Origin of the sequence: Helicobacter sp. 11S02629-2, assembly GCF_002272875.1 — a bacterium.
In the GTDB taxonomy this organism is placed as follows: domain Bacteria; phylum Campylobacterota; class Campylobacteria; order Campylobacterales; family Helicobacteraceae; genus Helicobacter_I.
In genome coordinates, this window is record NZ_MLAN01000004.1 from 73,743 (window position 1) to 99,281 (window position 25,539).

The 25,539-nt window shown below is 35.0% G+C and carries 24 protein-coding genes; 11 read left to right on the forward strand and 13 right to left on the reverse strand.

Features of this window, described 5'->3' with window-relative positions; all coding sequences use genetic code 11:
• Positions 1 to 70 precede the first annotated feature (70 nt).
• The 7 genes from purF to BKH40_RS03775 all read left to right on the forward strand — a co-directional run bounded on the left by purF (position 71) and on the right by BKH40_RS03775 (position 7,236).
• Positions 71 to 1,507 (forward strand): amidophosphoribosyltransferase, encoded by a 1,437-nt coding sequence (purF, locus tag BKH40_RS03745; RefSeq protein ID WP_257842500.1) that lies wholly within the window; start codon positions 71 to 73, stop codon positions 1,505 to 1,507.
• A 63-nt stretch (positions 1,508 to 1,570) separates the two neighbouring features.
• Positions 1,571 to 2,644 (forward strand): dihydroorotate dehydrogenase (quinone), encoded by a 1,074-nt coding sequence (pyrD, locus tag BKH40_RS03750; protein WP_095277075.1) that lies wholly within the window; start codon positions 1,571 to 1,573, stop codon positions 2,642 to 2,644.
• 26 nt (positions 2,645 to 2,670) lie between these two features.
• A complete protein-coding gene (locus tag BKH40_RS03755; RefSeq protein ID WP_095277077.1) occupies positions 2,671 to 4,011 on the forward strand; it encodes a pitrilysin family protein in 1,341 nt (446 codons plus the stop codon).
• Entirely contained in the window at positions 4,008 to 4,892 is an 885-nt protein-coding gene (gene dapA, locus BKH40_RS03760; RefSeq protein WP_095277079.1) for a 4-hydroxy-tetrahydrodipicolinate synthase, read from the forward strand. Before BKH40_RS03755 ends, dapA begins: the two co-directional genes overlap by 4 nt.
• A complete protein-coding gene (locus tag BKH40_RS03765) occupies positions 4,889 to 5,686 on the forward strand; it encodes an enoyl-ACP reductase (protein WP_095277081.1) in 798 nt (265 codons plus the stop codon). Before dapA ends, BKH40_RS03765 begins: the two co-directional genes overlap by 4 nt.
• Positions 5,664 to 6,887 carry a hypothetical protein gene (locus tag BKH40_RS03770; RefSeq protein ID WP_095277082.1) on the forward strand — a complete coding sequence of 408 codons (1,224 nt, stop codon included), beginning with the start codon at positions 5,664 to 5,666 and terminating at the stop codon, positions 6,885 to 6,887. Before BKH40_RS03765 ends, BKH40_RS03770 begins: the two co-directional genes overlap by 23 nt.
• 70 nt (positions 6,888 to 6,957) lie before the next feature.
• A complete protein-coding gene (locus tag BKH40_RS03775) occupies positions 6,958 to 7,236 on the forward strand; it encodes a hypothetical protein (RefSeq protein ID WP_095277084.1) in 279 nt (92 codons plus the stop codon).
• A gap of 58 nt (positions 7,237 to 7,294) precedes the next feature.
• On the opposite strand, the gene BKH40_RS03780 is transcribed toward BKH40_RS03775, so the two are convergent.
• From BKH40_RS03780 to pgsA, 12 genes are all read right to left on the reverse strand, one after another.
• Positions 7,295 to 8,281 (reverse strand): glycosyltransferase, encoded by a 987-nt coding sequence (locus BKH40_RS03780; RefSeq protein ID WP_095277086.1) that lies wholly within the window; start codon positions 8,279 to 8,281, stop codon positions 7,295 to 7,297.
• A gap of 103 nt (positions 8,282 to 8,384) precedes the next feature.
• Entirely contained in the window at positions 8,385 to 8,804 is a 420-nt protein-coding gene (locus tag BKH40_RS03785) for an adenylyltransferase/cytidyltransferase family protein (protein WP_095277087.1), read from the reverse strand.
• Between the two features lie 48 nt (positions 8,805 to 8,852).
• Positions 8,853 to 9,893: an asparagine synthase-related protein gene (locus BKH40_RS03790; RefSeq protein ID WP_095277089.1), complete on the reverse strand. Its 1,041-nt coding sequence runs from the start codon at positions 9,891 to 9,893 to the stop codon at positions 8,853 to 8,855.
• Positions 9,883 to 10,014, reverse strand: coding sequence for a hypothetical protein (locus tag BKH40_RS08950; protein ID WP_257842502.1), 132 nt, complete (start codon positions 10,012 to 10,014; stop codon positions 9,883 to 9,885). The genes BKH40_RS03790 and BKH40_RS08950 overlap by 11 nt, the downstream gene beginning before the upstream one ends.
• Positions 10,015 to 10,017: 3 nt before the next feature.
• Positions 10,018 to 12,330 carry a glycosyltransferase gene (locus BKH40_RS03795; protein ID WP_095277090.1) on the reverse strand — a complete coding sequence of 771 codons (2,313 nt, stop codon included), beginning with the start codon at positions 12,328 to 12,330 and terminating at the stop codon, positions 10,018 to 10,020.
• A gap of 61 nt (positions 12,331 to 12,391) precedes the next feature.
• Entirely contained in the window at positions 12,392 to 13,516 is a 1,125-nt protein-coding gene (glf, locus tag BKH40_RS03800) for a UDP-galactopyranose mutase (RefSeq protein ID WP_095277092.1), read from the reverse strand.
• Between the two features lie 540 nt (positions 13,517 to 14,056).
• Positions 14,057 to 14,494, reverse strand: a complete 438-nt coding sequence (locus BKH40_RS03805; RefSeq protein WP_095277094.1) for a ribosome maturation factor RimP — start codon at positions 14,492 to 14,494, stop codon at positions 14,057 to 14,059.
• 26 nt (positions 14,495 to 14,520) lie between these two features.
• Positions 14,521 to 14,877 carry a 30S ribosome-binding factor RbfA gene (gene rbfA, locus BKH40_RS03810; RefSeq protein ID WP_095277096.1) on the reverse strand — a complete coding sequence of 119 codons (357 nt, stop codon included), beginning with the start codon at positions 14,875 to 14,877 and terminating at the stop codon, positions 14,521 to 14,523.
• A 59-nt stretch (positions 14,878 to 14,936) separates the two neighbouring features.
• Entirely contained in the window at positions 14,937 to 17,837 is a 2,901-nt protein-coding gene (infB, locus tag BKH40_RS03815) for a translation initiation factor IF-2 (RefSeq protein WP_095277098.1), read from the reverse strand.
• Between the two features lie 287 nt (positions 17,838 to 18,124).
• The gene (thrB, locus tag BKH40_RS03825; RefSeq protein ID WP_095277099.1) at positions 18,125 to 19,021 is read right to left on the reverse strand and encodes a homoserine kinase; all 897 of its coding nucleotides are present in this window, start codon (positions 19,019 to 19,021) and stop codon (positions 18,125 to 18,127) included.
• A 97-nt stretch (positions 19,022 to 19,118) separates the two neighbouring features.
• Complete coding sequence (rseP, locus tag BKH40_RS03830) at positions 19,119 to 20,216, reverse strand: RIP metalloprotease RseP (protein WP_095277101.1); 1,098 nt, start codon at positions 20,214 to 20,216, stop codon at positions 19,119 to 19,121.
• The gene (pgsA, locus tag BKH40_RS03835; RefSeq protein WP_095277103.1) at positions 20,213 to 20,758 is read right to left on the reverse strand and encodes a CDP-diacylglycerol--glycerol-3-phosphate 3-phosphatidyltransferase; all 546 of its coding nucleotides are present in this window, start codon (positions 20,756 to 20,758) and stop codon (positions 20,213 to 20,215) included. The genes rseP and pgsA overlap by 4 nt, the downstream gene beginning before the upstream one ends.
• Positions 20,759 to 20,899: 141 nt before the next feature.
• Between pgsA and BKH40_RS03840 the strand changes: the two genes are divergently transcribed.
• Positions 20,900 to 22,726, forward strand: coding sequence for an ABC transporter ATP-binding protein (locus tag BKH40_RS03840; protein WP_095277104.1), 1,827 nt, complete (start codon positions 20,900 to 20,902; stop codon positions 22,724 to 22,726).
• 97 nt (positions 22,727 to 22,823) lie between these two features.
• On the opposite strand, the gene luxS is transcribed toward BKH40_RS03840, so the two are convergent.
• Positions 22,824 to 23,321: an S-ribosylhomocysteine lyase gene (luxS, locus tag BKH40_RS03845; RefSeq protein WP_095277106.1), complete on the reverse strand. Its 498-nt coding sequence runs from the start codon at positions 23,319 to 23,321 to the stop codon at positions 22,824 to 22,826.
• A 98-nt stretch (positions 23,322 to 23,419) separates the two neighbouring features.
• Between luxS and BKH40_RS03850 the strand changes: the two genes are divergently transcribed.
• Genes BKH40_RS03850 through radA form a run of 3 tightly spaced genes read left to right on the forward strand, consistent with a single transcriptional unit; the run spans position 23,420 to position 25,520 of the window.
• Complete coding sequence (locus tag BKH40_RS03850) at positions 23,420 to 23,971, forward strand: hypothetical protein (RefSeq protein ID WP_095277108.1); 552 nt, start codon at positions 23,420 to 23,422, stop codon at positions 23,969 to 23,971.
• On the forward strand, positions 23,972 to 24,142 hold the full coding sequence (locus BKH40_RS08710) for a hypothetical protein (protein ID WP_180675103.1): 171 nt from the start codon (positions 23,972 to 23,974) through the stop codon (positions 24,140 to 24,142).
• Between the two features lie 16 nt (positions 24,143 to 24,158).
• Positions 24,159 to 25,520: a DNA repair protein RadA gene (gene radA, locus BKH40_RS03855; RefSeq protein ID WP_095277110.1), complete on the forward strand. Its 1,362-nt coding sequence runs from the start codon at positions 24,159 to 24,161 to the stop codon at positions 25,518 to 25,520.
• Positions 25,521 to 25,539 lie beyond the last annotated feature (19 nt).

Consider the following 25,539-nt stretch of genomic DNA (forward strand, 5'->3'; position numbering starts at 1 on the left):
AAGCTAATAACATGAATAAAAGATGATAAAATCACATATGCTAAACCCTACTTATAATAAAGACCTTGCGATGAGAGATGACTTAACTGATATGGATTCTTTAAAAGAAAAGTGTGCTGTAACTGGGATTTATAACTCAAATCACGCAGCTAACCTTGCCTACTACACCCTCTTTGCCATGCAGCACAGAGGTCAAGAAGCAAGCGGTATAAGCGTTAGTAATGGCCACGATATAGCCACTTTTAAAGATAGTGGATTAGTAACTGATGTCTTTAAAAAAGACACCTTAAAAGCCCTAGCTGGCTTTAGTGCCATAGGGCATAATCGCTACTCAACAGCAGGCGATAACTCCCTTGCAGACTCCCAGCCTCTTTTTGCAAGATATAACTTAGGTGAGTTTTCTATAGCCCATAATGGCAATATAACCAACGCTTTAGAACTTCGCGAGATGCTTACTCGTGAAGGGGCTATATTTCAAAGTCAGCTAGATACTGAAGTTATCCTCCATCTTATAGCCAGAAGTAAGCAAACTAACCTTACAGCTAGAATCATAGAAGCTATAAAGATGCTTAAAGGTGCTTTTGCCTTAGTTTTTATAAGCCGTTCTAAAATGTTTGCACTGCGTGATAGATTTGGTCTTAGGCCTCTTTCACTAGCCCAGCTTGATAATGAAGATGGCACTAAAGGCTACGTAGTAGCTAGCGAAACCTGTGCTTTTGATCTAATAAATGCTAAGTTTATAAGAGATGTAAAACCGGGTGAGCTACTAGTCTTTGAAAGAAATAAGATGGAATCCATTCATGAAGCACGATTTGTAAGTACTATGTTTGATGAAAGCACTCCTAGTAAGCCTTGTATCTTTGAGTATGTCTACTTTTCAAGACCTGATAGCTTGGTGTTTGGAAGAAGTGTGTATGAAGTAAGAAAAGCACTTGGGAAAAGACTAGCCATTGAGCATAAAGTAGATGCTGATATGGTAGTGCCCGTGCCAGATAGCGGCATAGCAGCAGCCCTAGGCTATAGCGTGCAATCAGGCATACCTTTTGAACTAGGCTTGATTAGAAACCACTACGTAGGAAGGACTTTCATAGAGCCAACACAATCCTTGCGTGAGTTAAAAGTAAGATTAAAACTAAATCCTATCAAAGAAGTGATAAAAGATAAAAAAGTCATCGTTATAGATGATTCACTAGTTCGTGGGACTACTTCTAAAGCCATAGTTAGACTTTTAAGAAACGCTGGAGCTAAAGAGGTACATCTTTTAATAGCTGCTCCTCAAACCATAAGTCCTTGCTACTACGGGGTAGATACACCCAATAAAGAAGAGTTAATCTGTGCTAATAAAAGCTTAGAAGAAGTAAAAGAGTATCTTCACGCTGATAGTTTAGGCTTTTTAAGTTTAGAAGGTTTAGAGGCTGCACTAACTGAGATAAAAGACGTAAAAAGTGAGACAAATCGTTGCAGTGAGTTTTGTAAAGCCTGTTTTGATGGAATCTATGTAGAGTAAAGGCAATATGCACCATACTTATATGCTAGAATGTAAGGGTAATAAAATAAAGCAAGGTTATATATGAGTTTTTATCACAAAGTTAGATCATATATATTTAAACTAAACCCAGAGACTGCACATGAGATAGTGGAAAAGGCCCTCTCAGGTGTAAGCTACACCCCACTAATAGAAAATATGCTAGCTTCACACTTTTGTAAGTACCACGCTAGCCTTGATAATGAGATTTTAGGTATGAGATTTTACAACCCTATAGGCTTAGCACCGGGTTTTGATAAAAATGCCACAATGGTTAGAGGGCTAACAACGCTAGGTTTTTCACACTTAGAGCTAGGTACCATTACTCATAATCCACAAGATGGCAACCCAAAACCTAGACTTTTTAGACATGTGGAAGCTAAGTCTTTACAAAATGCCATGGGATTTAATAACCTAGGCGTTAGGGCAGTTATAAATAACTTGCAAAAAGTCTATCCTTTTTGTATACCTCTTGGCATAAATCTAGGTAAAAATAAAAATATAGCTCTAGCAGATGCCCTAACTGCTTATGAGCTAGCTTTAAAAGCTACTATAGATTATGGCGACTACTTTGTTTTTAACGTCTCTTCTCCTAATACTGTTGGCCTTAGAGACTTGCAAGATGTAAGCTTTGTAAATGAACTTTTCTCTATGGCAAAAAGCCTAACTAATAAACCGACTTTTTTAAAGATCTCTCCTGATATGGAATTAGATTCCATGCTTGAAGTATGCAAAAGTGCACTTAGTAGTGGGGCAAGTGGACTAATAGCTACTAATACTACGATTGACTACTCCTTAGTTTCTAGCCCAAAGTTAAAAGATGGAATCCCTTTTGGTGGGCTAAGTGGTGAGGTTTTAAAAACTAAAAGTAATGAAGTTTTAAAAGAGCTAGGCAAGGCTTTTTTCAAAGAAGGCATCATAGTCTCAGTTGGTGGTATAGATAGTGCTAGTGATATTTTAGAAAGACTTAAAAATGGTGCGTCTTTAGTTCAGATTCTAACTAGTATAATATATGAAGGACCCGGAGTAGTAAAAAGACTAAACAGTGAACTTTCTTCGCTAATGGTGCAAGAAGGCTTTTCTAATATAAAAGATGTTATTGGGATTAATGTAAGATGAGATTTGTAATAATGATAGGAGTTTTAATGAGTGCTCTAAGTGCGGCTGTATCGCTACCTTTTCAGGTAGAAACACTAAAAGAAAATGGACTAAATATAGTCGTAGTGCCTTTAAGAAATGGCTCTAATGTCATAGAAACTGATGTTATCTATAATGTAGGCTCAGGCGATGAGAAAATGGGCAAAAGTGGTATAGCGCATATGATAGAGCATATGAACTTTAAGTCAACCAAGAATCTAAAAGCTGGTGAGTTTGACACTATAGTAAAACGTATGGGTGGAGTTGATAACGCTTCTACTGGCTTTGACTACACTCGCTACTTTATAAAATCATCCTCTAGTAACCTAGATACTTCCCTAAAGCTTTTTGCTGACTTAATGGGGAATCTCACTTTAAAAGATTCTGAGTTTCAAACCGAAAGACAAGTAGTTATGCAAGAAAGACTTTGGAGAACTGAAGATAACCCTATAGGCTATCTTTACTTTAGATTCTTTAACACTGCCTTTGTTTATAGTCCCTACCATTGGACTCCAATAGGCTTTCATAGCGATATACTTAATTGGAATATTAAAGACTTAAAAGACTTTCACAAAACCTACTATCAACCAACAAATGCAACTGTTTTAATAGTTGGCGATATAGACCCAAAAGAGGCCTTTGCTAAAACAAAAAAGTACTTTGGTAATATCAAAAATAAGAAAGAAATTCCTGCATTTTACGAAAACGAACCAGATAGTGATGGTGAAAAAGTAGTAAATATACACAGATACACAGGTGGCTTAGAGTACCTAGCCCTCGGCTTTAGAACTTCTAAACTAAGTGATAAAAGAGATGAAGCAGCCAAGTATAAAGATAAAGTAGTCTTAGATGTACTAGGCTATATCTTAGGTGGCACTAACTCTTCTTTGCTAGATGAAAAACTAAGCGATGAGTTAAAACTAACTAGTGATATAAGTAGTTTTAATATGAAACTAAAACATGGCGGAGTATTTTTCATCATAGCTACTATGAACAAAGACAAAAAAGCAAGTGATGCTAAAGATGAAATCTTAAAAGTGATACAAAATATCAAAGAAAGAAAGATAAGTGAGGCTGACTTAGATAAGGCTAAGGCTGCTATTAATGCGAGATTTTTATATAGTTTTGAAAGTAGTAGCAAGCTAGCTGGAATCTTTGCAAGCTTTATAGGTGGGGCTGATAGCAAAGACGTAGATGTATCCTTAAAGCATCTTAAAAACTACATAAAAGATGTGAACTCTGTGAACTTAAAAGACTTGCAAGATGTTTCAGACTACTACTTCACTAAAGCTAACTTAACAACACTCACTATGAGTCCAAAGTCCAACTCACACAAGGAAGATGAATGATAACTGGAGCCATGAGTGCTTTAATCACGCCACTTAAAAATGACAAGATAGACACAGAGACTTATGAAAAACTAATAATTAGGCAGATGAAGTATGGCATGGATGCTTGTGTGCCAGTAGGAACAACTGGCGAAAGTGCTACTTTAAGCCATAAAGAACATATGGAGTGCATAGAGATAGCAGTTAAAACTTGCAAGGCTTATAATGCAAAACATGGCACAAAAGTAAAAGTGCTTGCAGGCGCTGGGAGTAATAGCACTAAAGAAGCTATAGAGTTAGCTAGGTTTGCCCAAAAGTGTGGTGCAGATGGAATCTTATGCGTTACACCTTATTACAACAAACCAACCCAAGAAGGCTTATACCTCCACTACAAAGCTATAGCAGAGAGTATAGAGCTTCCAGTCCTACTTTATAACGTGCCGGGTAGAACAGGAGTTAATATAGAAGTAGAGACTGTTATAAGACTATCAAAAGTTAAAAACATCTACGGTATAAAAGAAGCTTCAGGCTCTATAGAAAAGGTTATGGTTATGAGGATAAAGATGCCAGACTTTGTGGTGATGAGTGGAGATGATATGCTAAATCTTCCTATATTACTCCAAGGCGGACAAGGGGTTATCTCAGTTACTGGGAATCTGCTTCCAAAAGAGATATCAGACCTAACTAAGCTAAATTTGAAAGAGGCTTCAGCTATAAATAATAAGCTTTATGATATAAATAAAGCTTTATTTTACGAAAGTAATCCAATTCCTATAAAAGCAGCTATGCATTTAAGTGGGTTAATGCCTACCTTAGAGTACCGACTTCCACTGTGTAATCCTAGTGATGAATGCTTAAAGGTACTAGAACAAACTTTAAAAGAATATGAGGTACAACTATGACACAAGACAGCACTCAGGGCTATATGAGAGGAAAAACACTAGTTATAAGCGGGGCGACAAGAGGCATCGGAAAGGCTATACTTTATAAGTTTGCCCAAAATGGCGTTAATGTGGCATTCACTTATAACAAAAACGAAGAAGAAGCAAAAAAGATAGCAGCTGAGTTGGAATCTAAGTATAAGATAAAGGCTAGATGTTATCCACTAAATGTACTAGAGCCAGAGCAGTATGTAAGACTTTTTGAAGAAGTAGATAAAGACTTTGATAGGGTTGACTTCTTTATATCTAATGCCATTATTTATGGCAAAAGTGTAGCTGGTGGCTTTGCGCCTTTTATGCGTCTAAAACCAAAAGGACTTAATAATATATACACAGCTACAGTTTTAGCCTTTGTAGTAGGTGCACAAGAAGCTACAAAACGTATGAAGCTTGTAGGTGGAGGCTCTATAGTCACACTTAGCTCAACTGGCAACCTAGTCTACATGCCAAACTACGCAGGACATGGTAACTCAAAAAATGCAGTTGAAACCATGGTTAAGTATGCTGCAACTGAGTTGGGTGAGTTTGGTATAAGGGTTAATGCAGTAAGTGGTGGGCCTATTGACACAGATGCACTAAAAGCCTTCCCAGACTATGCCATCATAAAAGAAAAGGTTGAAGAGCAAAGCCCGCTTAACCGCATGGGTACTCCAGAAGATTTAGCTGGGGCTGCATTTTTCTTATGCGATAAAACTCAGTCTGGTTGGATGACTGGACAAACTATGGTTGTTGATGGTGGAACGACTTTTAAATAAGGTCTATACCTTACAAAATGCATTTTTAAACTATTATGCATTTTTACTTCGCTTTAAGTTCTACAATTTTTATAAAGATGTTAAAGAAAGCATTGATGATGAGTTATTAGTAGAACTCCCTATACACCCTCCACTAGAAAAAGAAAAAGACTTAAAAGTTCCACTTGATAGTCTTAAAGCTACTCCTACTTATAATGACCTTTTTATACTAGACCCAAAGCTTAGGCCTTTTGGCAAGACAACTAGAGCCTTTTTGATGCTTTGTAATATTTTAGTTAATAAGCTTTTCCCAAAAGCCTTCATAAGACACATAGCTTTTATACGTATAGATGACTTAAAGATACTAAGAGTAAAGATAAGCAAGCATGATCTAAACTGTGAGTATAAAGGTAGCTTTAAAAGCCTTGCGCTTTATAAGGCCTATGAGAAAGAAAAAGACTTTGCTTATGAGCATTTAGATATAAAGATATTTGATAGAGCTGGCGATAACTATATCTGTCATCTTCACTACACCTTGCCAAGTCACATACAAAACTTACAAGATGCCTATAAACATAAGATGTATTTTATAAATCCAATCTTTATGTTTTCTCACATGGGGAACTTACACCCGCTTCTTGCAAACTGTCTAATAGTAGTACAAGATAGCTTACAGTTTTTAGTACTTGGCTATACAGAAGGCTGTTTAAGCTTTACTGGCAATGCAAAAAGAGAAAAAACTATAAAGCAAAACGATCTAGCCTATCTGCTAGCAAAAGTTCAAAGACACTACAAACAAACCTACTACTTTGATCTTATAGATGTCTCTGGAATCTTAAAGGCTTTTAGATCAGTTGAAGAGTTGCTAGACCTAGGAAGAGATGACATCTTAAAACTACTTAGCTTCCATCAAGCAAAAAATGCCTATGGATATTACAACTTCCAAAAGCCACTCATCACAAGACATAAAAACTTTAATATAAAAACTGCCTTAAAAAGCCTAGTAGCTGCAGGCATAGTGCTTTTAGCCCTACCTTTTATAGAGTTAGCCTTTGCTTCAAAAGAAAGTATTAGCATAGTATCTCAAGAAGAGATAGATACAAATCATAAAAAGCTTTTAAAAACAAGTTTTGATAAAAACTATAAGCCAGTTTACATGCAAGCTTACGAAAAGATGCAAGAAGAAAACAGCCAAGCTATAAGTATAGACAACAAGTTCTAAGCCATGTCAATAACTTTTAAACAATCTGATATTATTCACAAACTAAAAGATACATCTCAAAGGAAACAAAATGGAAAAAGACGACAAACAAACCAAGCTTTATCAAGAGCTAATAAGCCAAAATGAAGTCTTACAAGATGATATAAGAGACCTAGAAGCCCAAGTCTTTGATCTCTTACAAGTTAGTTTTCATTTTGCTGGTGTTAAAAAAGACTACATGCAAGAAGCCTTAGAATCTTATATGGAGCTTTTAGGAGAAGAAGATAATGAGGCTGAGTTCTCAGTCCATGAGATAATAGCCCTCATAAAAAAGATAAAAGCCAAAAGCCCCCATCTTTTTAATAAATAAAAAGCTTATAGCAGTTATTAAAAAACACAAAAAAAGCTAAAGGCGTGCTTTTTAGCTTTTATCCTTTTAATCTAATGGAGACAAGGAATCTAAAGATAGCTTTTATAAGCCTTTTTCTTTCATAGTCTGATAGTAGATTCTTATCTACATTACCAGCTAGTACATCACAGATAAACTCTTTTGCTACTTTTATCAAAAAGCCAGCTTTAAGCCTTCCACTTAACTTTTTATAGTTCCATATATAAGTAGCATACTTCATCTTACAGATAACTTTTTTTAGATGGTGATAGAGACCCTTTTCTTTGGCAAAGCGTCTTATCTCAGCACACTCTTTTATAACACAGTAGGCCTTTTCTTTAGTATTTACAGAGTTTATAGAAGAAGCTTCATTATCTATCCTATAGTGAAGTAGCACATCTTCTATCATGCCAAAACGTTCACTCATGGCATAAAGTTTAAAGGCAAAAGATGTGTCTTGATAGCTTGCTCCTGGTGTAGGTAGAAAAAAGATCCCATTATCTTTTATCAAGCTTTTTTTGACAAGATTAGTCCAGATAGCAGGCGGCTGGTAGAAAGTTTCTACCTCATCTAGTGGTCTATAAACTGTATTTTTAGTGATATAAGAAGTATCACATAAGATGTTTTCATCATCTTTAGAAGTGTATAAAAAGTATTGACATCTTGCTATATCTAAGTCGTTAACCTTAGCTGTAGTGTAGAGTTTTTCAAACATATCTGGCTCTATAAAGTCATCAGATTCTACTATGCCTACGTAGTCACTACTTGCTAAATCTAACCCAGCATTCATAGAATCTCCATAGCCTGAGTTTGGCTTATTAATAATTTTTATGCGGGAGTCATAGCTTGCATACTCTTTTAGTATCTCTAGTGTGCTATCAGTTGAACCATCATTAATGCAGATTATTTCTATATCTTTTAAGGTCTGGTTAACCACACTATCCATGCACTGTCTTAAAAACTTTTCTACGTTATAGCAAGGAATTAGCACTGATACATAAGGGCCTTTTCTTTTTGGACTTGGCATCTATACTCCTAACTTTTAGTTACTTCTGCAGTAACTGCATAAAAGTGAGTGTTGTGTGCCATTTTTAAAGTATTAAAAGATTTCATACTCTTGATCTTACGCATCAGCTTTTTTGCCTTATCTTTCTTAAAGTCTCATTTAAGATAGTAGAGCTAGTGCCTTTTGTGTATGGGAAATACATCACTTTAACACCTACTTTGCTAAATTTTTCTTCCATATCTTTCCAGCTAGCAGAGTTATACCAATCATCTCCTACAAATAAAATATCAAAGTGCAATTTCTCCCACATCTCGTATTTATCCAAGCTTTCTTGAGGTATAGCAGCATCGACATATTTTATATTACGCACTATCTCAAGCCTCTCTTCAAAAGGTATGACAGAACGCTTATTTTTATACTCTACTAGCTTATCTACGCTAACTCCAACTATCAACTTATCACAAAGTCCCTTTGCATTTTTTAGCAAGTTTAAATGCCCTATGTGAAATAAGTCATAAACACCAGATGTATAACCTATTTGCATGTTTGCCTCTCTTTTTGATAATGTTAAAAATAACTTTGAATATAAAAATTACTTATTGTCTATCTTTTCATACATATTTAAAAACTGTTCTAAACACCAACAAAGCCACTTTTGATCACCACTCATCCCCACTGTGCAGTCTTTTATAAACTCTGGCCTTGAAGTTTTATAGTCTTTTAGCCAAGCGTCCATAGCCCTTGGCATGGGAATCTTTGTAGGGATATTTATATCTGGATAAGCTTTTTTAAAAAGCTCTCTTAAAAGGTATTTTGGTTCTCCTGCCCTTATCCTTTGTAAGTCTAAATGTTCTACTTGCATATATGAATATGGATCTAAAAAAGAGATTCCAGCTAGTTTAAAAGCATTCGCATAAGAGCTTAGAGATTCCACCAACATATCATTGTTTATAAGCTTTATAAAATCTATTTTATTATTAGGCAGTTTATATTTTTCATACTCACTAGTTACATCCACATAGTCTTTTAGAGCCTTGCTTGGTTCTATATAGTTATATCTTGTTACAAACTCTTCAAAGTTCCAGTCTTTTGATAAAAGCTTATCCATACCCCCAAAGATATAATCTGCACTATCACCTATAATGATTTTTTCTATACCTTGAGTTTTAGCATGCAAAGCAGCTTTTAAAAGTTGCACCTCTATTGAGTGGAATGGCACTTGATTAGATTCTAAAAGCTTAGGAGTTAGTTTTTCAAAATCACTCCAGTGCATTTCTATTATCTCGTGACTTAAAGCATATCTATGTGTGTATTTTTTAGCTTGGCTTGTTTCGTCTATAGCATTTTCACCTATACACTTAAAGGTGTAAGCTTTAGTATCCTTTGGTAGGTAGGAGGCTAAGATCGCACTATCTATACCACCTGATAAAAATAAAGCAGTTTTTTTAGGCTCATAAAATTGCATTATCTTTTCTTTCAGAATCTTGTCCACATCAACTGCCAATCTTACTTTATAAGGCTTATCTAAAATCGTATATTTACTATGCTTTAGCCCAGAATAAAAGTTAATATTTACATTGCTTATGAATCTAAATGCAAGATAATTACTCATGCAGTATGTTTTATCTACCATAGCACTCTCCTTTTAGTCTATAAAAAAGTAAAGCATTTGGGCTTAAGCGTGGATTTAGTTTTTTTACATCTATCGTATCTATGCTGACATAAACTAGAGTATTTTTAAAATTAGTATCCATTTTCTATCTCCCCAGAGCCTTAGTTATATACTCTGCTATGAGTTCTCCTGACGCACCATAATAATTTTTAAAATACATATCAAAGAACTTTTCTCTATTATTTTTCATAACATCATCTTGACTTATAACTACTGTTTTAATAAAGTCTTTTATGGAGCTAAAATCTTTTGCTATATAGCACTCTTCAAGTACCAACTTGCCAAAGTTATTAAAACGAGTTTTTAAAGTAGCCTTATCTTCCCACCTATTTATAAAGCAAAGTGGCTTTTTTGTGTACATATACTCAGCTAAGAAAGAACCACTATCTAAGATAAGAGCATCACTGCTTGCAAAAAGTCCAAAGTAGTTAGCACCAGTGTATACTTGCCCATTGGGCAAACTATTAAAGCTAGCCATATAGTTGTCGTATTCTTTTTCGCTTAAGATATTTAACTCTAAAACTCTACTTTTTAAAAGTGGATGTGGTCTTAAAACTACTTCTATATCTTTATTAGCTTTTACATATTCATAAAAATCTTTGTAATACAAATGGAAAGTAGCAAAGTTTATAGCCCATGTTGTATTTATAGAGTGATGAGGTGCCCAGATAAGCTTTTTGGCAGTCTCGTTTTTCCATTTAAAAGGTGGTGGATTTAGCAAAGCATCCATCTTTGGATAACCAGTAACTAAGACATTTATACCATTATTATCAGCATATCTTTGAGATAGAAGTTTTGCTTCATTTGTTTCGGCACAATTTAGCCAAACTAAATTATGAAACTCTTCATTAAACGTATACTCTTCTATAGCACACAGCATAAACCCATAAGGTATACTCAAGCAAAGGGCTTTGTTGTAAAAATGCTTCACATCAAAGCTGTCTAATATGTCATTCATCCAATGGGTTTGATAGATTATTAAATCAGGTAGATTAGATTCTAAATCATAGGCAGTTTGCGTTTTAAAGTCATAGCCTTTTATAGTATTAAAACCAAGAGAGACAAAAAAGTTGTAGTTATCCTCTAACACTTTTTCTCTCAAGCACTCCATTATCTCCAAAGCAGGTGATATCAAGATGCTTAGTTCAAAGCCTTTTAGTTTTAAAGCCTTGCAAAGAGAGTGCATAGAAAAGTGCTCTTTATGATAGATGATGATAGTTAGTTTTAAAGGGCGTTTTAGCAACTTCTTAGATTCTAAAAGGTTGTTAGTCATAGAAGGCACAAGTGCTGTGTAGTAAACCTTTTTATCTAAAAAAGCTAGTTTAGATTCTAAGCTAGCTATCTTTTCTTCTAGACTTATTTGCTTAATGTCTATTTTAGAATCTACAAAGGCTTCTAGTCTTGGCTTAAGCCTTTTTATAAGTACACTTTTTATCTTTGCTTTTAGTTTTGCTTTTAACCCTAAAGTGTTGCCTGATAAGACTTTTTCATATTTTTCATTTTTGAGTGCTTTTATAAATCTAGAGCTAACACTATCACTTGGATAAAACATCTTTGCATAGCTACTAGCTAGCTTTAAGACTTTTAATCTATCTTTATCTAAGGAGTGATTAAAAGAAAACTTGAAGTAGCTTTCAAATACCTCTAAAAATAGCCCTTCATAATCCTTATAAATATCATGCTTTATAAAAAACTCATAAAGATTCTTAACTACATACAAGTGATCTATAGCGTGCTCACTTCCGCTAAAAGTTTGATGCATGATGGAGTTCTTACGTCTCCTATAGTGGTAAGGATACTTGTCTATAAAGTAAGCACTTTTACAGCAAAGGATGTACTTAAAGAAAAACTCTGCATCTTCGTAGTATATACCTTCTGGGAAGTCTATATCAAACTTATCTATGATGTCTTTTTTAAAAAGCTTATTGCAGGGAGATACATCTATATTAAATATAAGCTTATCTTGAAGTATAACCTTTCCTTTGTGCTTTACTCTGTAATATTCACTATCAGAATTTATATCGCCAATGGCCATATCTCCAAATACTTGTATACCATAAATGACTATATCTACATCATCTATATACTTTAAAGCCTCTTCATAAAAGTCTAAGTCTATATAATCATCATCATCTATAAAGGCTATATAGTCCCCACTTGCTATTTTCAAGCCTTCGTTTCTAGCACTACCTGACCCCTTGTTTTCTTGGCTTAGTATTTTCATACGGCTATCTTTGGCTGCATAGTCTTTTAATATATCTAGTGAGGAATCTATAGAGCCATCATTTATACAGATAATCTCTAAGTTTTTATAGCTTTGGTTTACTACACTTTCTAAACACTCTTTTAGATACTTTTGAGAGTTATAAACTGGGATTATCACTGAAAGAAGGGTCATTTTGTCATCCTTAGTTTCTTTATCTTAAAGATCATGCCTCTATCAACTCTTACAAGAAACATCAACTCTCCTTTTTCACTTCTTCAAACACATCAAAAGCACGCTCTATAGCTTTGTCCATGTCGTAGTATTTGTAATCACCTAGGCGACCTAGAAAGTAGGTGTTGCTTAACTTCTTAGCTTCATCTAGATATGTGTTATAAAGGGTAGTGTTTTCCTTGCAAGCCACTGGATAGAATCTCTGGCTACTCCCAAGCTTAAAGTCTTTTGGATACTCCTTAGCTATGATAGTTTTTGAAGTTTTAGTATTTAGATAGTGCTTGTATTCATGTATCCTAGTAAAGCTATAGTTGTTAGGATAGTTTATGACTGAGTTTGTTTGATAAAACTCTGTATCGTGAGTTTCAAGCTTAAAGTCTAAACTTCTATAAGGAAGCACTCCAAACTTATAGTCAAAAAACTCATCTATAGAACCAGTAAAAAAAAGTCTTTTGTACCTAAAATCTTTGCTATAGCCTGTGTTTAGTCTAACTTCTATGCTTTTATGATCTAGTATGTTTTTAATAGTTTGTGCATAGCCAAGCATGGGTATACCTTGAAACTTATCTTGAAAATACCTTTCATCAAGGCTGATATGAACTGGCACTCTAGCAGTTATGCTTTTATCTATGCTTTCTGGAATACTCCCCCACTGCTTAGTTGTGTAGTTCAAAAAGATTTTTTCATAGATAAATCTAAACAAGAAGTTTAAGTCTTCATCTTTGCTTTTTTGAAACTCCAAGATAGGTACTTTTGTGTTATAGCTAAACTCTTTTAAAAGCTTTATCTCTAGTCTTTTAGCTAGGGTTATGGGTAGGAGTTTATGGAGTGTTTTTAGATTAAAAGGCACACTTACTTCTTGCCCATCAATTAGGGCTAAAACTTTATGCATGTATATATTAAAAGTGGTGAATCTAGATATAAAATCCCATACTTTTTCACTCTCAGTGTGAAAGATATGAGAGCCATACTTATGTATCAAGATTCCATCTTGCAAATAGTCAAAGCTATGTCCTGCAATATGGTCTTTGCAGTCTATAACTAGTACTTTTTCATCTAAGTTTTCTGCTATAAGCCTAGCTATAACTGCACCTGAAAAACCAGCTCCCACTACTAGATTTATATCATCACTAAAGATTTGCTCCATACCTTATCTACCCTTATCAAGTTCTATCACCACATAATGTATATTGTGTGGTGGTATATATCTTAAAAAGTAACAATTTTATGGAGTAGACAAGTTATTGTAGGAATATACTATGATGATATAGAGTAAAGTTTGTTTTTAGAAGTTTCTTTTTGGAATATTTTTTAGATATAAGGAGTAAGATGTAAATAAAAACATCTGTGTTATAATCTTTGTTAGTTTTTAATCACACAAAACACCACACAATATACATTATGTGGTGTTAATATGTTACATTTTTATACATAGATTATTTCATAAAGTTTATCTTTAGTTTGTTTGTGTTTAGTAAAAGTTGTCTTATATAAGCCTTTTTAAATTTATAAATATAAGATACTCATCATCTTTCACATAAGACGTAGCACTTTTTACTGTAACACCAAGTAGGAATATTAGACTATTAAGTATCACTAGACACAGCTATAGTGTGAAAGAAGTTTTATTTAATTAGTAAAACTTTAGGCAAAGCCAAGCTAAATATACTTATAAGTATATTTATCTCTACCAATCAAAAGCAGTTTTTACCTTCTTACACAAAGCATAGCTAAAGCTTTTTTCTCCTTCTTTAGTTTCTATCACAAAGCCTTTATCATCACTGCTTAGTAAGATGCCTTCAACTATGCTTTTATCTAGCAGTTTTACGCTTAGTCTTTCACCCTTGCTTAGTCCAAAGTGATTAGGCGTGCTTAAGATTCTTTCAATACCTGGTGAGCTAACTTCTAAGTAGTAGTTTTCCATATCAGCTAGCTTTACATCTAGTAAAGGTGAGATAAGGTTACTCATAAAAGTGCAAAAATCTAAGCTTACGCCACCTTCTTTGTAAAAAGAGATTCTAAGTATAAGATTGCCATCTTCTTTTACAAAACTAGCATCATAAAGCTTGGCACCATTTGCTATAGCTAGTGCACTAAGCTCATCTTCTAGGGCTTTATCTAACATGTTTTTCCTTCTTGTGTCTTGCTTTTTTAATCTTTCTTTTCATCTTTGTGGATTTGCTTAAAGATCTCATCTAGCCTATTTTGTGCTTCCAAGCCATCATCTATGATAAAGTTTAGCTTAGGTGGGGCATACCAGCCAGTGACATTTAAGATGTACTCTTTTAAGATATTTCTAGCTCTTTTTAAAGCGTCTAAGACTTCTCTTTCATTATCAATGCCTAGTTTATCAAGATAGATTTTTACATCCTGCTTGCCTCTTGAGACTTCAACTTTTGTGATGGTAAGAGAGTTTATACGTATATCACTAAGGCTAGCTAAGGCAAGGCTTAGTGACTCTTGCAAAAAGGCTTCTTGTTTTTGCTTTATGATCTCATTTTTTTGCATGTAAGTCCTTAAGTAAAAGAGTTTTTATGCTTGCTTTATCTTGTGGTCTTTTTAGATTCTTAAAGCTCTCTTTTTTTGGCTATCTGCTTATAAGTTTCTATAACATCTTCTGCTTTTAAGTCATTAAACCCTTCTAGCATGATCCCACACTCAAAGCCTTTTTTAACTTCCCTCACGTCATCTTTAAAGCGTTTTAAAGAAGCTATCTTGCCTTCATGTACTACTTTGCCATTTCTTATAACTCTTGCAAGTAGATTTTTTTCTATCACGCCCTCATTAACCATACATCCTGCGATAACTCCTACTTTTGCCACTGAGAAAAGCTCTCTTATCACAGCTTCGCCAGTTATCTCTTCTTCCATGATAGGAGACATCATACCGCCAATTAGTAGTTTAACTTCATCTAATAAGTCATAGATTATAGAATAAGTTTTCAGACTAACACCTAGGTTTTTAGCTTCATTTTTTATCTCATTGCTTGCTTTTATATTAAAGCCAAGTATGATGCAGTTAGTGCTTGCACTTGCAAGGTTTACATCTGAAAGAGTGATACTTCCAACTCCAACACTTATAACATTAATCTGTACTTCATCATTACTCAAAGCAAGAAGGGAGTTTTTGAGTGCTTCAAGACTTCCTTGTGTATCAGCCCTAAGTATGATAGGAAGGCTTTTAAGATTCTCTTGGGCTACCATAGTACTTAGCTCATCAAAGGTTACTTTTGTGGTTTTGCTTAAAGCCTTTTGTCTTAGGTAAGCACTCCTTTTCATGGCCTGTTCGCGCGCTTCACTATCAGTCTCTGTATAGTAGACACTAGATCCTGCTAGCGGGACTTCATTAAGCCCAGTTATCTGTGCTATCTCGCTAGGGTGCAACTCAGTTAGCTCATTACCCAAGTCATCTTGCATAGATCTAATCTTCCCATAAGCAGTATCAGCTACTACGCTCATACCAACTTTTAAGATTCCTTGCTCAACTATTATAGTAGCAACAGACCCTTTGCCTTTTTGCTGGGAACCTTCTAAAACTATAGCTTTTGGCCTTGCTTTAAGGCTTGCTTTTAGATCTAAAAGCTCAGCTTGTATAAGTATAGTTTCAAGAAGTAAGTCTATACCTTCTCCACTTTTTGCACTAAGTGGTATAAAGTCATAGTTACCACCCCACTCACTTGGAGTAAAGCCAAGCTCAGCACACTCTGATTTTAGTTTGTCTGGATTTGCGTTTTCTTTATCCATCTTATTCATAGCGATGATTATTTGTACATTGGCATTTTTAGCATGGTTTAGTGCTTCTATACTTTGTTGTTTTACACCATCATCAGCAGCTATAACTATGATAGCTATATCTGTAACTTGCGCACCCCTGCTTCTCATCTGTGCAAAGGCCTCATGCCCCGGAGTATCTATAAAGCTTATCTTTTTGCCATTTTTTTCTACCATATAAGCACCTATGTGCTGGGTGATACCACCTGCCTCGCGGCTTGCTACCCTAGAGTTTCTTATCTTATCTAACAGGGAAGTTTTACCGTGGTCTACGTGACCCATGATAGTTACAACTGGTGGTCTTTCTACTAGATCTTCTTCGTTTATAACTTCTTCTAAGATCTCATTACCAACTGACTGTATTTTTACATTGATTCCAAACTCGCTTGCTAGTATCTCTATAGTATCTCTATCTAAAAAGTCATTTTTTAATACTTTTAACCCTAGGTTAAAAAGTACTCCTAAGACCTTATTTAACTCTATGCCAGCTTTATCAGCAAACTCATAAACCCTTACATCTTCAGGTATTAGAATCTCTTTTAGGTTGTTTGCTTCATTTTTTTGATTATTTTTATCCATGCCCTTATTTCTGCTCTTTCTAGTAGATCTTTTTATAGAACCTTCTTGCATGTAAGGACTGTAGCGATTAAGCCTTATCTTGTCATTAACTGCTTTTCTTACTTTTTCTATCTCGTCTTCATTTTTTAGTTCTTGCTCTCTTAAGTCTAAAAGCATAACTTCTTCATCATCGTCATCATAGCTACCAAAGCCAAGCTCTCTATCTAGCTCAAGATACTGAGTGTGGTGGGTTGACTTAGCAGAAGCTTTTGGTGCTTCTTTTTTCTTTTCTTTTTTAGGTTTAGTGCCTTCACTACCTGCTAGTTTTATCTTAGCTAGGGTTTCATTGGCATTAGTTAGGTCAATCTTTGGCTTTTTGTCACTTCTAGGTGCTACTTCTTCACTTTGATTCTTACTTACAACTCTAACTCTTCCATAAGTCTTTCTAACATCTTGTTCTACTGGTCTAGGTAGAGAGTTACCTTCAAGTTTGGCGTTATTAAGATCGTCTTTTATCTCTTGTATGGCTTGCTTTATCTCTGGCTTATTTAGATTAAGGATAGGTATATCTTTTTTAGAATCATTTCTAGAATCTTCATTTTTCATATCTTGTAAGCTCATAGCACTAGCTTTAAAGTTCTCATCTTTTTTGGTATCAGGCTTTATATCAGGCTGCTTAGTTTCTACTTTAGGAGTGCTTACTATCCTTATCTTGTCTTTAAGTGGCTTTGCTTCTTTTATATCATCTTGACTACTTACAGTATCTTGGCTAGCTGTAACTTCTAGGTCTTTTTTGGTGCTATCTTTTAGTGCTGCTTTGACATCTTCTTCTTTTTTAGCTTTTGTAGTTTTAGCTATGTCTTGCTCTAATGCTTCTTCAATCTTAGCGGCATTATCTTGGCTACTAGAGTTAGCTTGATTAGAAGCATCTTCTTCTTTAGTGGCATTAGAATCTGCAGCTACTTTTGTGCTTGCGTGAGTGTCTATACCTTGAGTTATATAGGTATATAGCCTTAAGGCTTCTTCATCATTTACTGAGCTCATCGCCCCTTTTATATTTAAGCCTAACTCTTTAGCCTTTGTTACGACTATGCTAGGTTTTTTTCCTAAGTCTGCTGCTATTTCACTTATTTTTGCCATTCTTATGTCTCCTTAATACAACACTACTATTAGCAAGTTTCATCAATATATTTTTAATATCTGCTCGCTTAGAGCACTCATCACAGATGTAAAAACTTCTTCCTATCCCACTAAAAAAAACTATTTCCTTGTTACTAACTTGCAGTCTAAAAAGGCTACTTTGAGGTAGTCTCTTTCTACATCTAGCACACATGCGAATACTATTTTTTGAAGCAGGTTGACTAAGAGCTGTCTGCTCTTGCAGGGCACTAACTAGCGCATTTATATCCTTTAAGGTGGTTGTCAAATTAAAACTTCTCTATCTTTACGCCGTCATTATCAAATGCGACATCAAAAACTCTATACTTTGAGAATCTACTTTGAAGCTTAGCACAGATAGCACTAGCATCATCTTCATAACAAAGACTAAAGATACTAGATCCACTCCCAGAAAGCGTAGACATAAGAGATCCTGCATCATAAGAAGCGTTTACTATATCAAAAAGCACAGGCATATCTCTCATCCTCTGATCTTGATGCATCCTATCAACTGCAGCTTCTTTTAGCATATCCCATCTTTCTTCAGCAAAGGCAAAGCTAAGTAAGCTTGCATGAGATAGATTAAAAACGCAGTCTTGGGTGTTGTAAGCTTTTGGGAGTATATTTCTTGAGTACTTAGTGTTCATAGCCTTAGGAGGTATGACCATGACAGCTCTAACACAACTAGGCATATTTTTTCTTAAGGTTATAACACTGTTATGGTTTTTATGATGTTTTACTATGCTTACATTAAAGCCACCAAAGACTGCTGGAGTAATATTATCAGGATGGTTTTCATAGTTTAAAGCAAGGTTTAAAATCTCTTGCTTGTTTGGAATCTTATTGGCAAGTTTATACGCACTAAAGATAGCACCAACTATCAAAGCACTTGAGCTTCCTAGCCCTCTTGATATAGGTATAAAGTTATTAAAGTTAAAGTCATACTGGATGCTAGTATCACCTATTTTTTTTGTGACCTCTTTAAAGATTTTTACAAACATATTATCATTTAAGAACTTAGCCCTATTGCTGCCTTCTCCATTTATCTGTATGCTTTGAGTCTGAGAAGGTGTGATAGTGAAAAAATTTCTAAAATTCAAAGAAAGCCCAAGACTATCAAAGCCCGGACCTAGGTTTGCACTTGTAGCTGGTACAGAAAAGTTCAATCTTTCTCCTTAATAGATCACACTATTAATTGTTGTATTTTGCAGATTCTTGAAGTATAGCAAGACTTGGCTTAAATAGTACATCTTTTAGCACTTTCTACTGGCTAACTAGTCTAGTTATATCATTTAGTGTTCCTATAAGCATCAAAGCTATTAAGATAACTATACTTAAAGTTATAAGCACTCTTGCTATGAGGGCATTAACACTGCGTCTAAAGATCCACTCATAGGCGTTAAAAACTATCTGCCCGCCATCTAGCATAGGAAGGGGGAGGAGGTTTAAGATTCCAAGATTTATAGAGATTAAAGCTATGATATTTATAAAGACAAGCACATCTTGATTTAAAGCCTTAGTGCTAAGCTCTGCTATACCTATAACGCCACTTACTTCTTTTATCCCAGCTAGGTTAGTTACCATCTTTTTAAGTCCAGCTACTATTAAGTAAGCATAGGTTTTAAACAGCCTCCCTGCGTCGATAAAGGCTTCTTTTATAGTTGGTTTCACATAGTAGACTGCTTGGGTTACTCCTAAAAGAAGACGGGAGTTTTGCTCTTTTAGCTCTACTTGTAGATTTAAGATTCTATCTTCTCTTTTTATCACTAGATCTGCTGTGCGTAAAGACTTATTAGAGTTTAAGATAGTAGATATATCTTGAAAGTGACTTATATCTTTACCATCTACTTTTAAGATTAGATCTTTTGGCATTAAGACTTTAGCACTAGGAAAGCTAGGGTCAACTTTGCCAACTTCTGGCCTATCTAGTGGCTTAGCTATATGATGAAAAGATATAGCTAAAAGCAAGATGAAAGCTATCAAGAAGTTAAAAAACGCTCCTGCAAAAAGTATAGCTATCCTTGCTAGGTGATGCTTAGTATCAAGGCTATCACTTTTAAAAAAGTCTCTTTTTGTCTTTCTATACTCTAGTATTTTTTGCTTTTCAGACTTAAGGCTTTGTGGTTTTTGCTTTTCATCAGCTATCTCATCTCTTTCGCCCTTTAGCTTTACATAGCCTCCAAGTGGGATTAAAGAGATGGCATAAATCGTGCCTTTATAGTTATAAGCTAGTAGCTTTTTACCAAAGCCTATACTAAAAACTTCAACTTTTACTCTAAAAATCTTAGCTACTAAAAAGTGACCTAGTTCATGAAAAAATATTAAAAATCCCAAAGCTATGATAGAGATTATTAGATTCATCGCTTCAAGGCCTTGTAGTACTTAAAGGCATAATCAAGCCCAGAATAAAGTGTAATAACAACTGCTATCCATAAAAGTATATCTCCACCCGGGAAGTAGTCAGCTAGTAAAAAAGCTATGGCTAGAATCTGAAAGCCAGTTTTATACTTACCAAGACTTGAAGCGGCTATACTTTCTTTGCCCATGGCTGCTACTACTCTAAGTCCAGTTATAAAAAACTCTCTACTTAAGATTATAAAAATTGCCCAAGTATTAGCCCTATGAAGGAACAAAAGTCCAAAAAAGGCAGCCAAGATGAGCATCTTATCAGCTAAGGGGTCAAAGACTTCGCCAAAGGCGGACTTAAGATTAAAGTGCCTTGCAACATAACCATCAAAAAAATCAGTAATAGAAGCTAGGCAAAATATAAGACAAGCAAAGTAGTTAAGCCAAGTTTTATCTACATAAGAAGGCACAAAACTACTCCAATGAAGTATTAAAGCTAGCAGTAATATCGCTAGTATCATCCTAGAGACAGTTAAGATGTTGGGAATGTTTCTCATATATAAACTCGCTTGGCAGGATACTTATAAAGCCACGGGTGGGCGTATGTTGAAAATTATATCCTAATGTTTTGTGATAAAATTAAGCCTGCTTAATGTGTAAATGAATATATTCAAAAAAGGGCTCTAATAGGTGGTTTTATGCAAAAAACAATTACAGTTAATCTACCTGTAGACGAGGAGGAAAGCAGAAGGCGCGTTCCTAATGCTTTTGATAAAAAAATACTTGGCGAGTATGTAGAAGATAAAGATGAAAATGAGAAAAAAAAGTATAAATTCCTAGTCTCACTAAAAAAGCTTTATAGACTAAGTAATACAAGAGATAGATTCCAACTAGTAGGAATCTTTTTACTTACCATATTTTTATCTTTTATGGAGACCTTTGGCATAAGTGTCATCATGCCTTTTATAACCCTAGCTGCCACACCTCAAAGAATCCTAACTAATAAATATGCTCACGCAGTCTATGAGTTTTTTGGCTTTAGCTCTACTACTCAGTTTATGGTGACTTTTAGTGTTATCTTGATACTTTTTTATATATTTAGAGCTTTTTATCATGTGATGTATTCTTATATTACTAATACTTTTTCTTTTAGGAAGTATCACAACTTTGCCTTGCGTTTGTTTGCCAAGTCTTTAGAGTTAACCTATCTAAAGTTTACTTTTACTAATAAAGACAGACTTAGGCAAGTCGTCACAGGCGAAGCACAAAACACAGCTAGTTTCTTACAGTCAGTTTTAAGCTTTTTAAGTGATGTCTTAACAGCTCTTTTTCTTTATACGCTTTTATTAATAACAAACTGGAAGATGACTATCATCCTAACTTTAATCCTTGCTGTAAAAGTTTTAATCATCTCTAAAGTTTTAAATAAGATAATAGTAGATCAAGGTCAAAAAAGAACCAAGTATGACCAAACCTTTCTTGGCCTTTTAAGTAGAAGCTTTGGTAACTTTAAGCTAACTAAACTTCGTGGGAATCAAGATGAGCTTTATCAGATATTTAGCGATACTTCTTTAAAAAGAGGTAAAAGCTCTATACTTGTTAGCACCCTTAGTGTTACTCCTAAGATGCTACTAGAAACCATAGGCTTTTCCTTACTTATAGCCTCAGTTGCTTACATACTTATAAAATATAATGACGCTTCAGCAGTTTTACCCATCATAAGTATGTACGCCCTAGCCTTATATAGACTTTTACCAATAATTACTAACCTCTTAAATAAATACCAAAGTATGCTTTATGAACAAAACTCAGTCAATATAGTATATGAAGCCTTGCATGAAGTAGGTGAGAAAAAAGGCTATGGACCAATTGAGTTTGAAAAAGACATAGTATTAAAAGATGTAGATTTTGCTTATATAGCTGATAAACCAGTTTTACAAAAGATAAATCTAAGTATTAAAAAAGGACAAAAAGTAGCCTTTGTAGGCCCAAGCGGAGCAGGTAAAAGCACCTTAGTTGATCTAATCATAGGTGTATATCACCCAAAAGGGGGTAATGTCTTAATAGATGGCAAACCTTTAACTCCTGACAATTTAGACACGTGGAGACGTAAGGTTGGCTATATACCTCAGCAGATATTTTTATATGATGGGACTGTGGCTGCAAACATAGCCTTTGGGGAAGAAGAAGATGAAGATAAGATAATAGAGGCTTGCAAAAAGGCAAACATCTATGACTTCTTAGTAGAACATAAAGGTATAAAAACTACAGTAGGTGATGGAGGAGTTAGATTAAGTGGGGGTCAGTTGCAGCGTATAGGTATAGCGCGTGCACTTTATAATGACCCAGAGATCTTAGTCTTAGATGAGGCAACTTCAGCCCTTGATAATGACACAGAATCTAGGATTATGGATGAGATATATAAAAGCTCAGAGAATAAGACTTTGCTAGTTATAGCCCATAGACTAAGCACTATAGAAAGATGTGATACTAAGGTTGAAGTTAAGGCTTATAGGCCTTCTTAAAGGTCAAAAGAACTAAGCTTTAAGTAAGCCTAGTTATAAGTTTTTAAGTGGAAGTGGAATCTAAAAGATTCCATAAAATAGCTAAGGCTAAAAAGGCTTATTTAAAGTCTTTAAGTAAAAGTTTTTCTGTGTCCATAAGTCCTATGCCTTTATCAAGTATATCTCTTGCTATAGCTTGTGCTTTTTCTAGTGAGTGCATCTTAGCGGTTCCGCACTGATAGATGTTTAGCTCAGGTATATCAGACTTTGAAGCAACTTTTAAAACATCATTCATAGAATCTTCCCAAGCTTGTCTAACATCTTCTAAGTTTGGATACCCTATAACACTCATATAAAAACCAGTCCTGCAACCCATAGGTGAGATGTCAATTATCTCAACATCACCTTGATTAAGATGCTCTCTCATAAAGCCCGCAAAAAGATGCTCTAGAGTGTGGATTCCTTCTTCGTCTAAGATTTCTTTATTAGGCTTGCAGAATCTTAAGTCAAAAACACAGATATCATCTCCATGTGGAGTTTTCATAGTCTTAGCTAGTCTTACAGCTGGTGCTGGCATGATGGTATGATCAACTTTAAAGCTATCAAGTAGTGGCATTTTCAATCCTTATAATTATGGTTTAATACTATATGAAGTTTAAGTATATCAAAGTTATAATAAAGCGAAAGTTTTATAAGTTTTAAAAGGATAAATACATGAAAAAAAGTATATTTGTAGGGTGTGCTTCGTTGCTGTTTTTACTAACTGCTTGTGCTACTAAAAGCGTGGAACTGCCTGAGTCAACTTGCAATACTTTGCATGATGTTAGCTCTTTTGACATAACAAAAGATGCCAGCTCTAATGACAATCTTCCAGACTACTTAGTAGAAGATGCTATAGATAACGCTTTGGATAATGCCTGCTTTAACGTTGATAAGTCTGTTTTTCATAACCAAGACAACAAAAAGCTAAGAACTGTATATAAGATAGTAGAAGAGGATAAGTCAACTGAAGGGCTTTTAAAAGACACTCAAACTAAGACTTTAAAGATAACTGTTACTTCAAGCCTCCAAACTGTCAAAAAACAAAACAACGAGATGACTAAAAGCACAAAGTACAACACTCAAACTGTCATCCAAAAGATAGATGCTAACCAGCTAGCAGGAATAGGTCAAAAGGCAAACTTGCAAAACTCAGACATCATGAACGCACTTCAAGGGGCTATACAAACATCTATTAACACCATATTAACTAATGAAGATAAGTAGATGAAGCTTATCTTCTACACGATGATACTTTCTATCATAGTCGTAGCTTGCACAGGAAAGCCAAAGACAAATGAGGTAAATGGAGTTTTTAACCAAACCCAGTGCAATATGTCTTGTGTAAATGGCAAATGCAAGCAAATATGCATAAACTCACAAGGTACTTTTAAGTAGCCTTCTTGAGATAGCAATGGCAAAAACTAAAAGTATAAAAAGTATCTTTGAGTGCCAAAACTGCGGCTTTAATAGCACCAAGTGGCTGGGCAAGTGCCCAAGTTGTAATAGCTGGGATAGCCTAGTAGAAATAAAAGATAGCACTAAGATAGAGTATATAACTAACACTAGTCTTAACTCTTTAGACCTAGCTAAAGCAGAAAAGATAACAGATATAAAAGAAGAAAGTTTTCATGCCTTTAGCTCTTTTCAGTCAGAGCTTGACTTAGTCTTAGGTGGTGGAATCTTACAAGGAGGACTTTATCTAATAGGAGGAAGCCCCGGAGTTGGAAAGTCAACACTACTTTTAAAGATGGCAGGTGATATAGCCAAAAGTGGTAAAAAAGTGCTTTATGTAAGTGGCGAAGAAAGTGCCCACCAGATAAAAAAGCGTGCTTCTCGCTGTGATGCTTTAAGTGAGAATCTTTTCTTACTAAGCCAAATAGAACTAGAACAAATAAAGCTAGCTTTAAATACTGATAACTATGAAGTTTGTATAATAGATTCCATCCAAACCCTTTACTCTCCTAATCTAAGTGCAGCCCCGGGCTCTGTCTCTCAGGTAAGGGAGATAACTTTTGAGCTTATGCGTCTTACTAAAACTAAAAACCTTGCTACTTTTATAATAGGTCATATAACCAAAGATGGAACTATAGCTGGTCCTCGCGTGTTAGAGCACATGGTAGATAGTGTGCTTTACTTTGAAGGCGATAAAAACTCTCAGATAAAGATTTTGCGTTCTTTTAAAAATCGTTTTGGGTCAACTTCTGATATAGGAATCTTTGAGATGACGCAAAAAGGACTTATCTCAGCAAAAGATGCCAACAAGCAGTTTTTTCACCAAAAAAAAGATTTGCCCGGCAGTGCTGCAACTGTCATCATGGAAGGAAGTAGAGCGCTTGTTGTAGAAATACAAGCCCTAGTTAGTTCTAATGAATATGGCATGCCAAAACGCCTTGCAAATGGCTTTGATAGCAACCGCTTAAACATGCTTTTAGCCCTCTTAGAAAAAAAGCTTCAAATCGGCCTTGGGCACTATGACGTCTTTATAAACGTAGCAGGAGGTATTAAGATAAGTCAGACTAGTGCAGACCTAGCCCTTATAGCCTGCGTGCTTTCAAGCTTTAAAAACAGAAGCCTTAAGCATAGCTCAGCCTTTTTGGGTGAAGTAAGCTTAGTTGGTGATATAAGACCCATCCCAAATGTTGAGATAATCCTAAAAGAGTTGGCCTCTTTTGGCTTTAAAAACGTCTTACTTCCCTATGTGCCACCAAATATCAAAACATCTTTAAACTGCATAGAAGTCACAGAAGTAGCACAAATCATAGACTGGATGTAGCTAAAAAAGATAACTTTAT

Bases quoted from the DNA above. Each gene is read 5' to 3' on its own strand.
- purF (WP_257842500.1), top strand. From the start codon at position 71: ATGAGAGATGACTTAACTGATATGGATTCTTTAAAAGAAAAGTGTGCT.
- pyrD (WP_095277075.1), top strand. From the start codon at position 1,571: ATGAGTTTTTATCACAAAGTTAGATCATATATATTTAAACTAAACCCA.
- BKH40_RS03755 (WP_095277077.1), top strand. From the start codon at position 2,671: ATGAGTGCTCTAAGTGCGGCTGTATCGCTACCTTTTCAGGTAGAAACA.
- dapA (WP_095277079.1), top strand. From the start codon at position 4,008: ATGATAACTGGAGCCATGAGTGCTTTAATCACGCCACTTAAAAATGAC.
- BKH40_RS03765 (WP_095277081.1), top strand. From the start codon at position 4,889: ATGACACAAGACAGCACTCAGGGCTATATGAGAGGAAAAACACTAGTT.
- BKH40_RS03770 (WP_095277082.1), top strand. From the start codon at position 5,664: ATGGTGGAACGACTTTTAAATAAGGTCTATACCTTACAAAATGCATTT.
- BKH40_RS03775 (WP_095277084.1), top strand. From the start codon at position 6,958: ATGGAAAAAGACGACAAACAAACCAAGCTTTATCAAGAGCTAATAAGC.
- BKH40_RS03780 (WP_095277086.1), bottom strand. From the start codon at position 8,281: ATGCCAAGTCCAAAAAGAAAAGGCCCTTATGTATCAGTGCTAATTCCT.
- BKH40_RS03785 (WP_095277087.1), bottom strand. From the start codon at position 8,804: ATGCAAATAGGTTATACATCTGGTGTTTATGACTTATTTCACATAGGG.
- BKH40_RS03790 (WP_095277089.1), bottom strand. From the start codon at position 9,893: ATGGTAGATAAAACATACTGCATGAGTAATTATCTTGCATTTAGATTC.
- BKH40_RS08950 (WP_257842502.1), bottom strand. From the start codon at position 10,014: ATGGATACTAATTTTAAAAATACTCTAGTTTATGTCAGCATAGATACG.
- BKH40_RS03795 (WP_095277090.1), bottom strand. From the start codon at position 12,330: ATGACCCTTCTTTCAGTGATAATCCCAGTTTATAACTCTCAAAAGTAT.
- glf (WP_095277092.1), bottom strand. From the start codon at position 13,516: ATGGAGCAAATCTTTAGTGATGATATAAATCTAGTAGTGGGAGCTGGT.
- BKH40_RS03805 (WP_095277094.1), bottom strand. From the start codon at position 14,494: ATGTTAGATAAAGCCCTAGAAGATGAGCTTAGTGCACTAGCTATAGCA.
- rbfA (WP_095277096.1), bottom strand. From the start codon at position 14,877: ATGCAAAAAAATGAGATCATAAAGCAAAAACAAGAAGCCTTTTTGCAA.
- infB (WP_095277098.1), bottom strand. From the start codon at position 17,837: ATGGCAAAAATAAGTGAAATAGCAGCAGACTTAGGAAAAAAACCTAGC.
- rseP (WP_095277101.1), bottom strand. From the start codon at position 20,216: ATGAATCTAATAATCTCTATCATAGCTTTGGGATTTTTAATATTTTTT.
- pgsA (WP_095277103.1), bottom strand. From the start codon at position 20,758: ATGAGAAACATTCCCAACATCTTAACTGTCTCTAGGATGATACTAGCG.
- BKH40_RS03840 (WP_095277104.1), top strand. From the start codon at position 20,900: ATGCAAAAAACAATTACAGTTAATCTACCTGTAGACGAGGAGGAAAGC.
- luxS (WP_095277106.1), bottom strand. From the start codon at position 23,321: ATGCCACTACTTGATAGCTTTAAAGTTGATCATACCATCATGCCAGCA.
- BKH40_RS03850 (WP_095277108.1), top strand. From the start codon at position 23,420: ATGAAAAAAAGTATATTTGTAGGGTGTGCTTCGTTGCTGTTTTTACTA.
- BKH40_RS08710 (WP_180675103.1), top strand. From the start codon at position 23,972: ATGAAGCTTATCTTCTACACGATGATACTTTCTATCATAGTCGTAGCT.
- radA (WP_095277110.1), top strand. From the start codon at position 24,159: ATGGCAAAAACTAAAAGTATAAAAAGTATCTTTGAGTGCCAAAACTGC.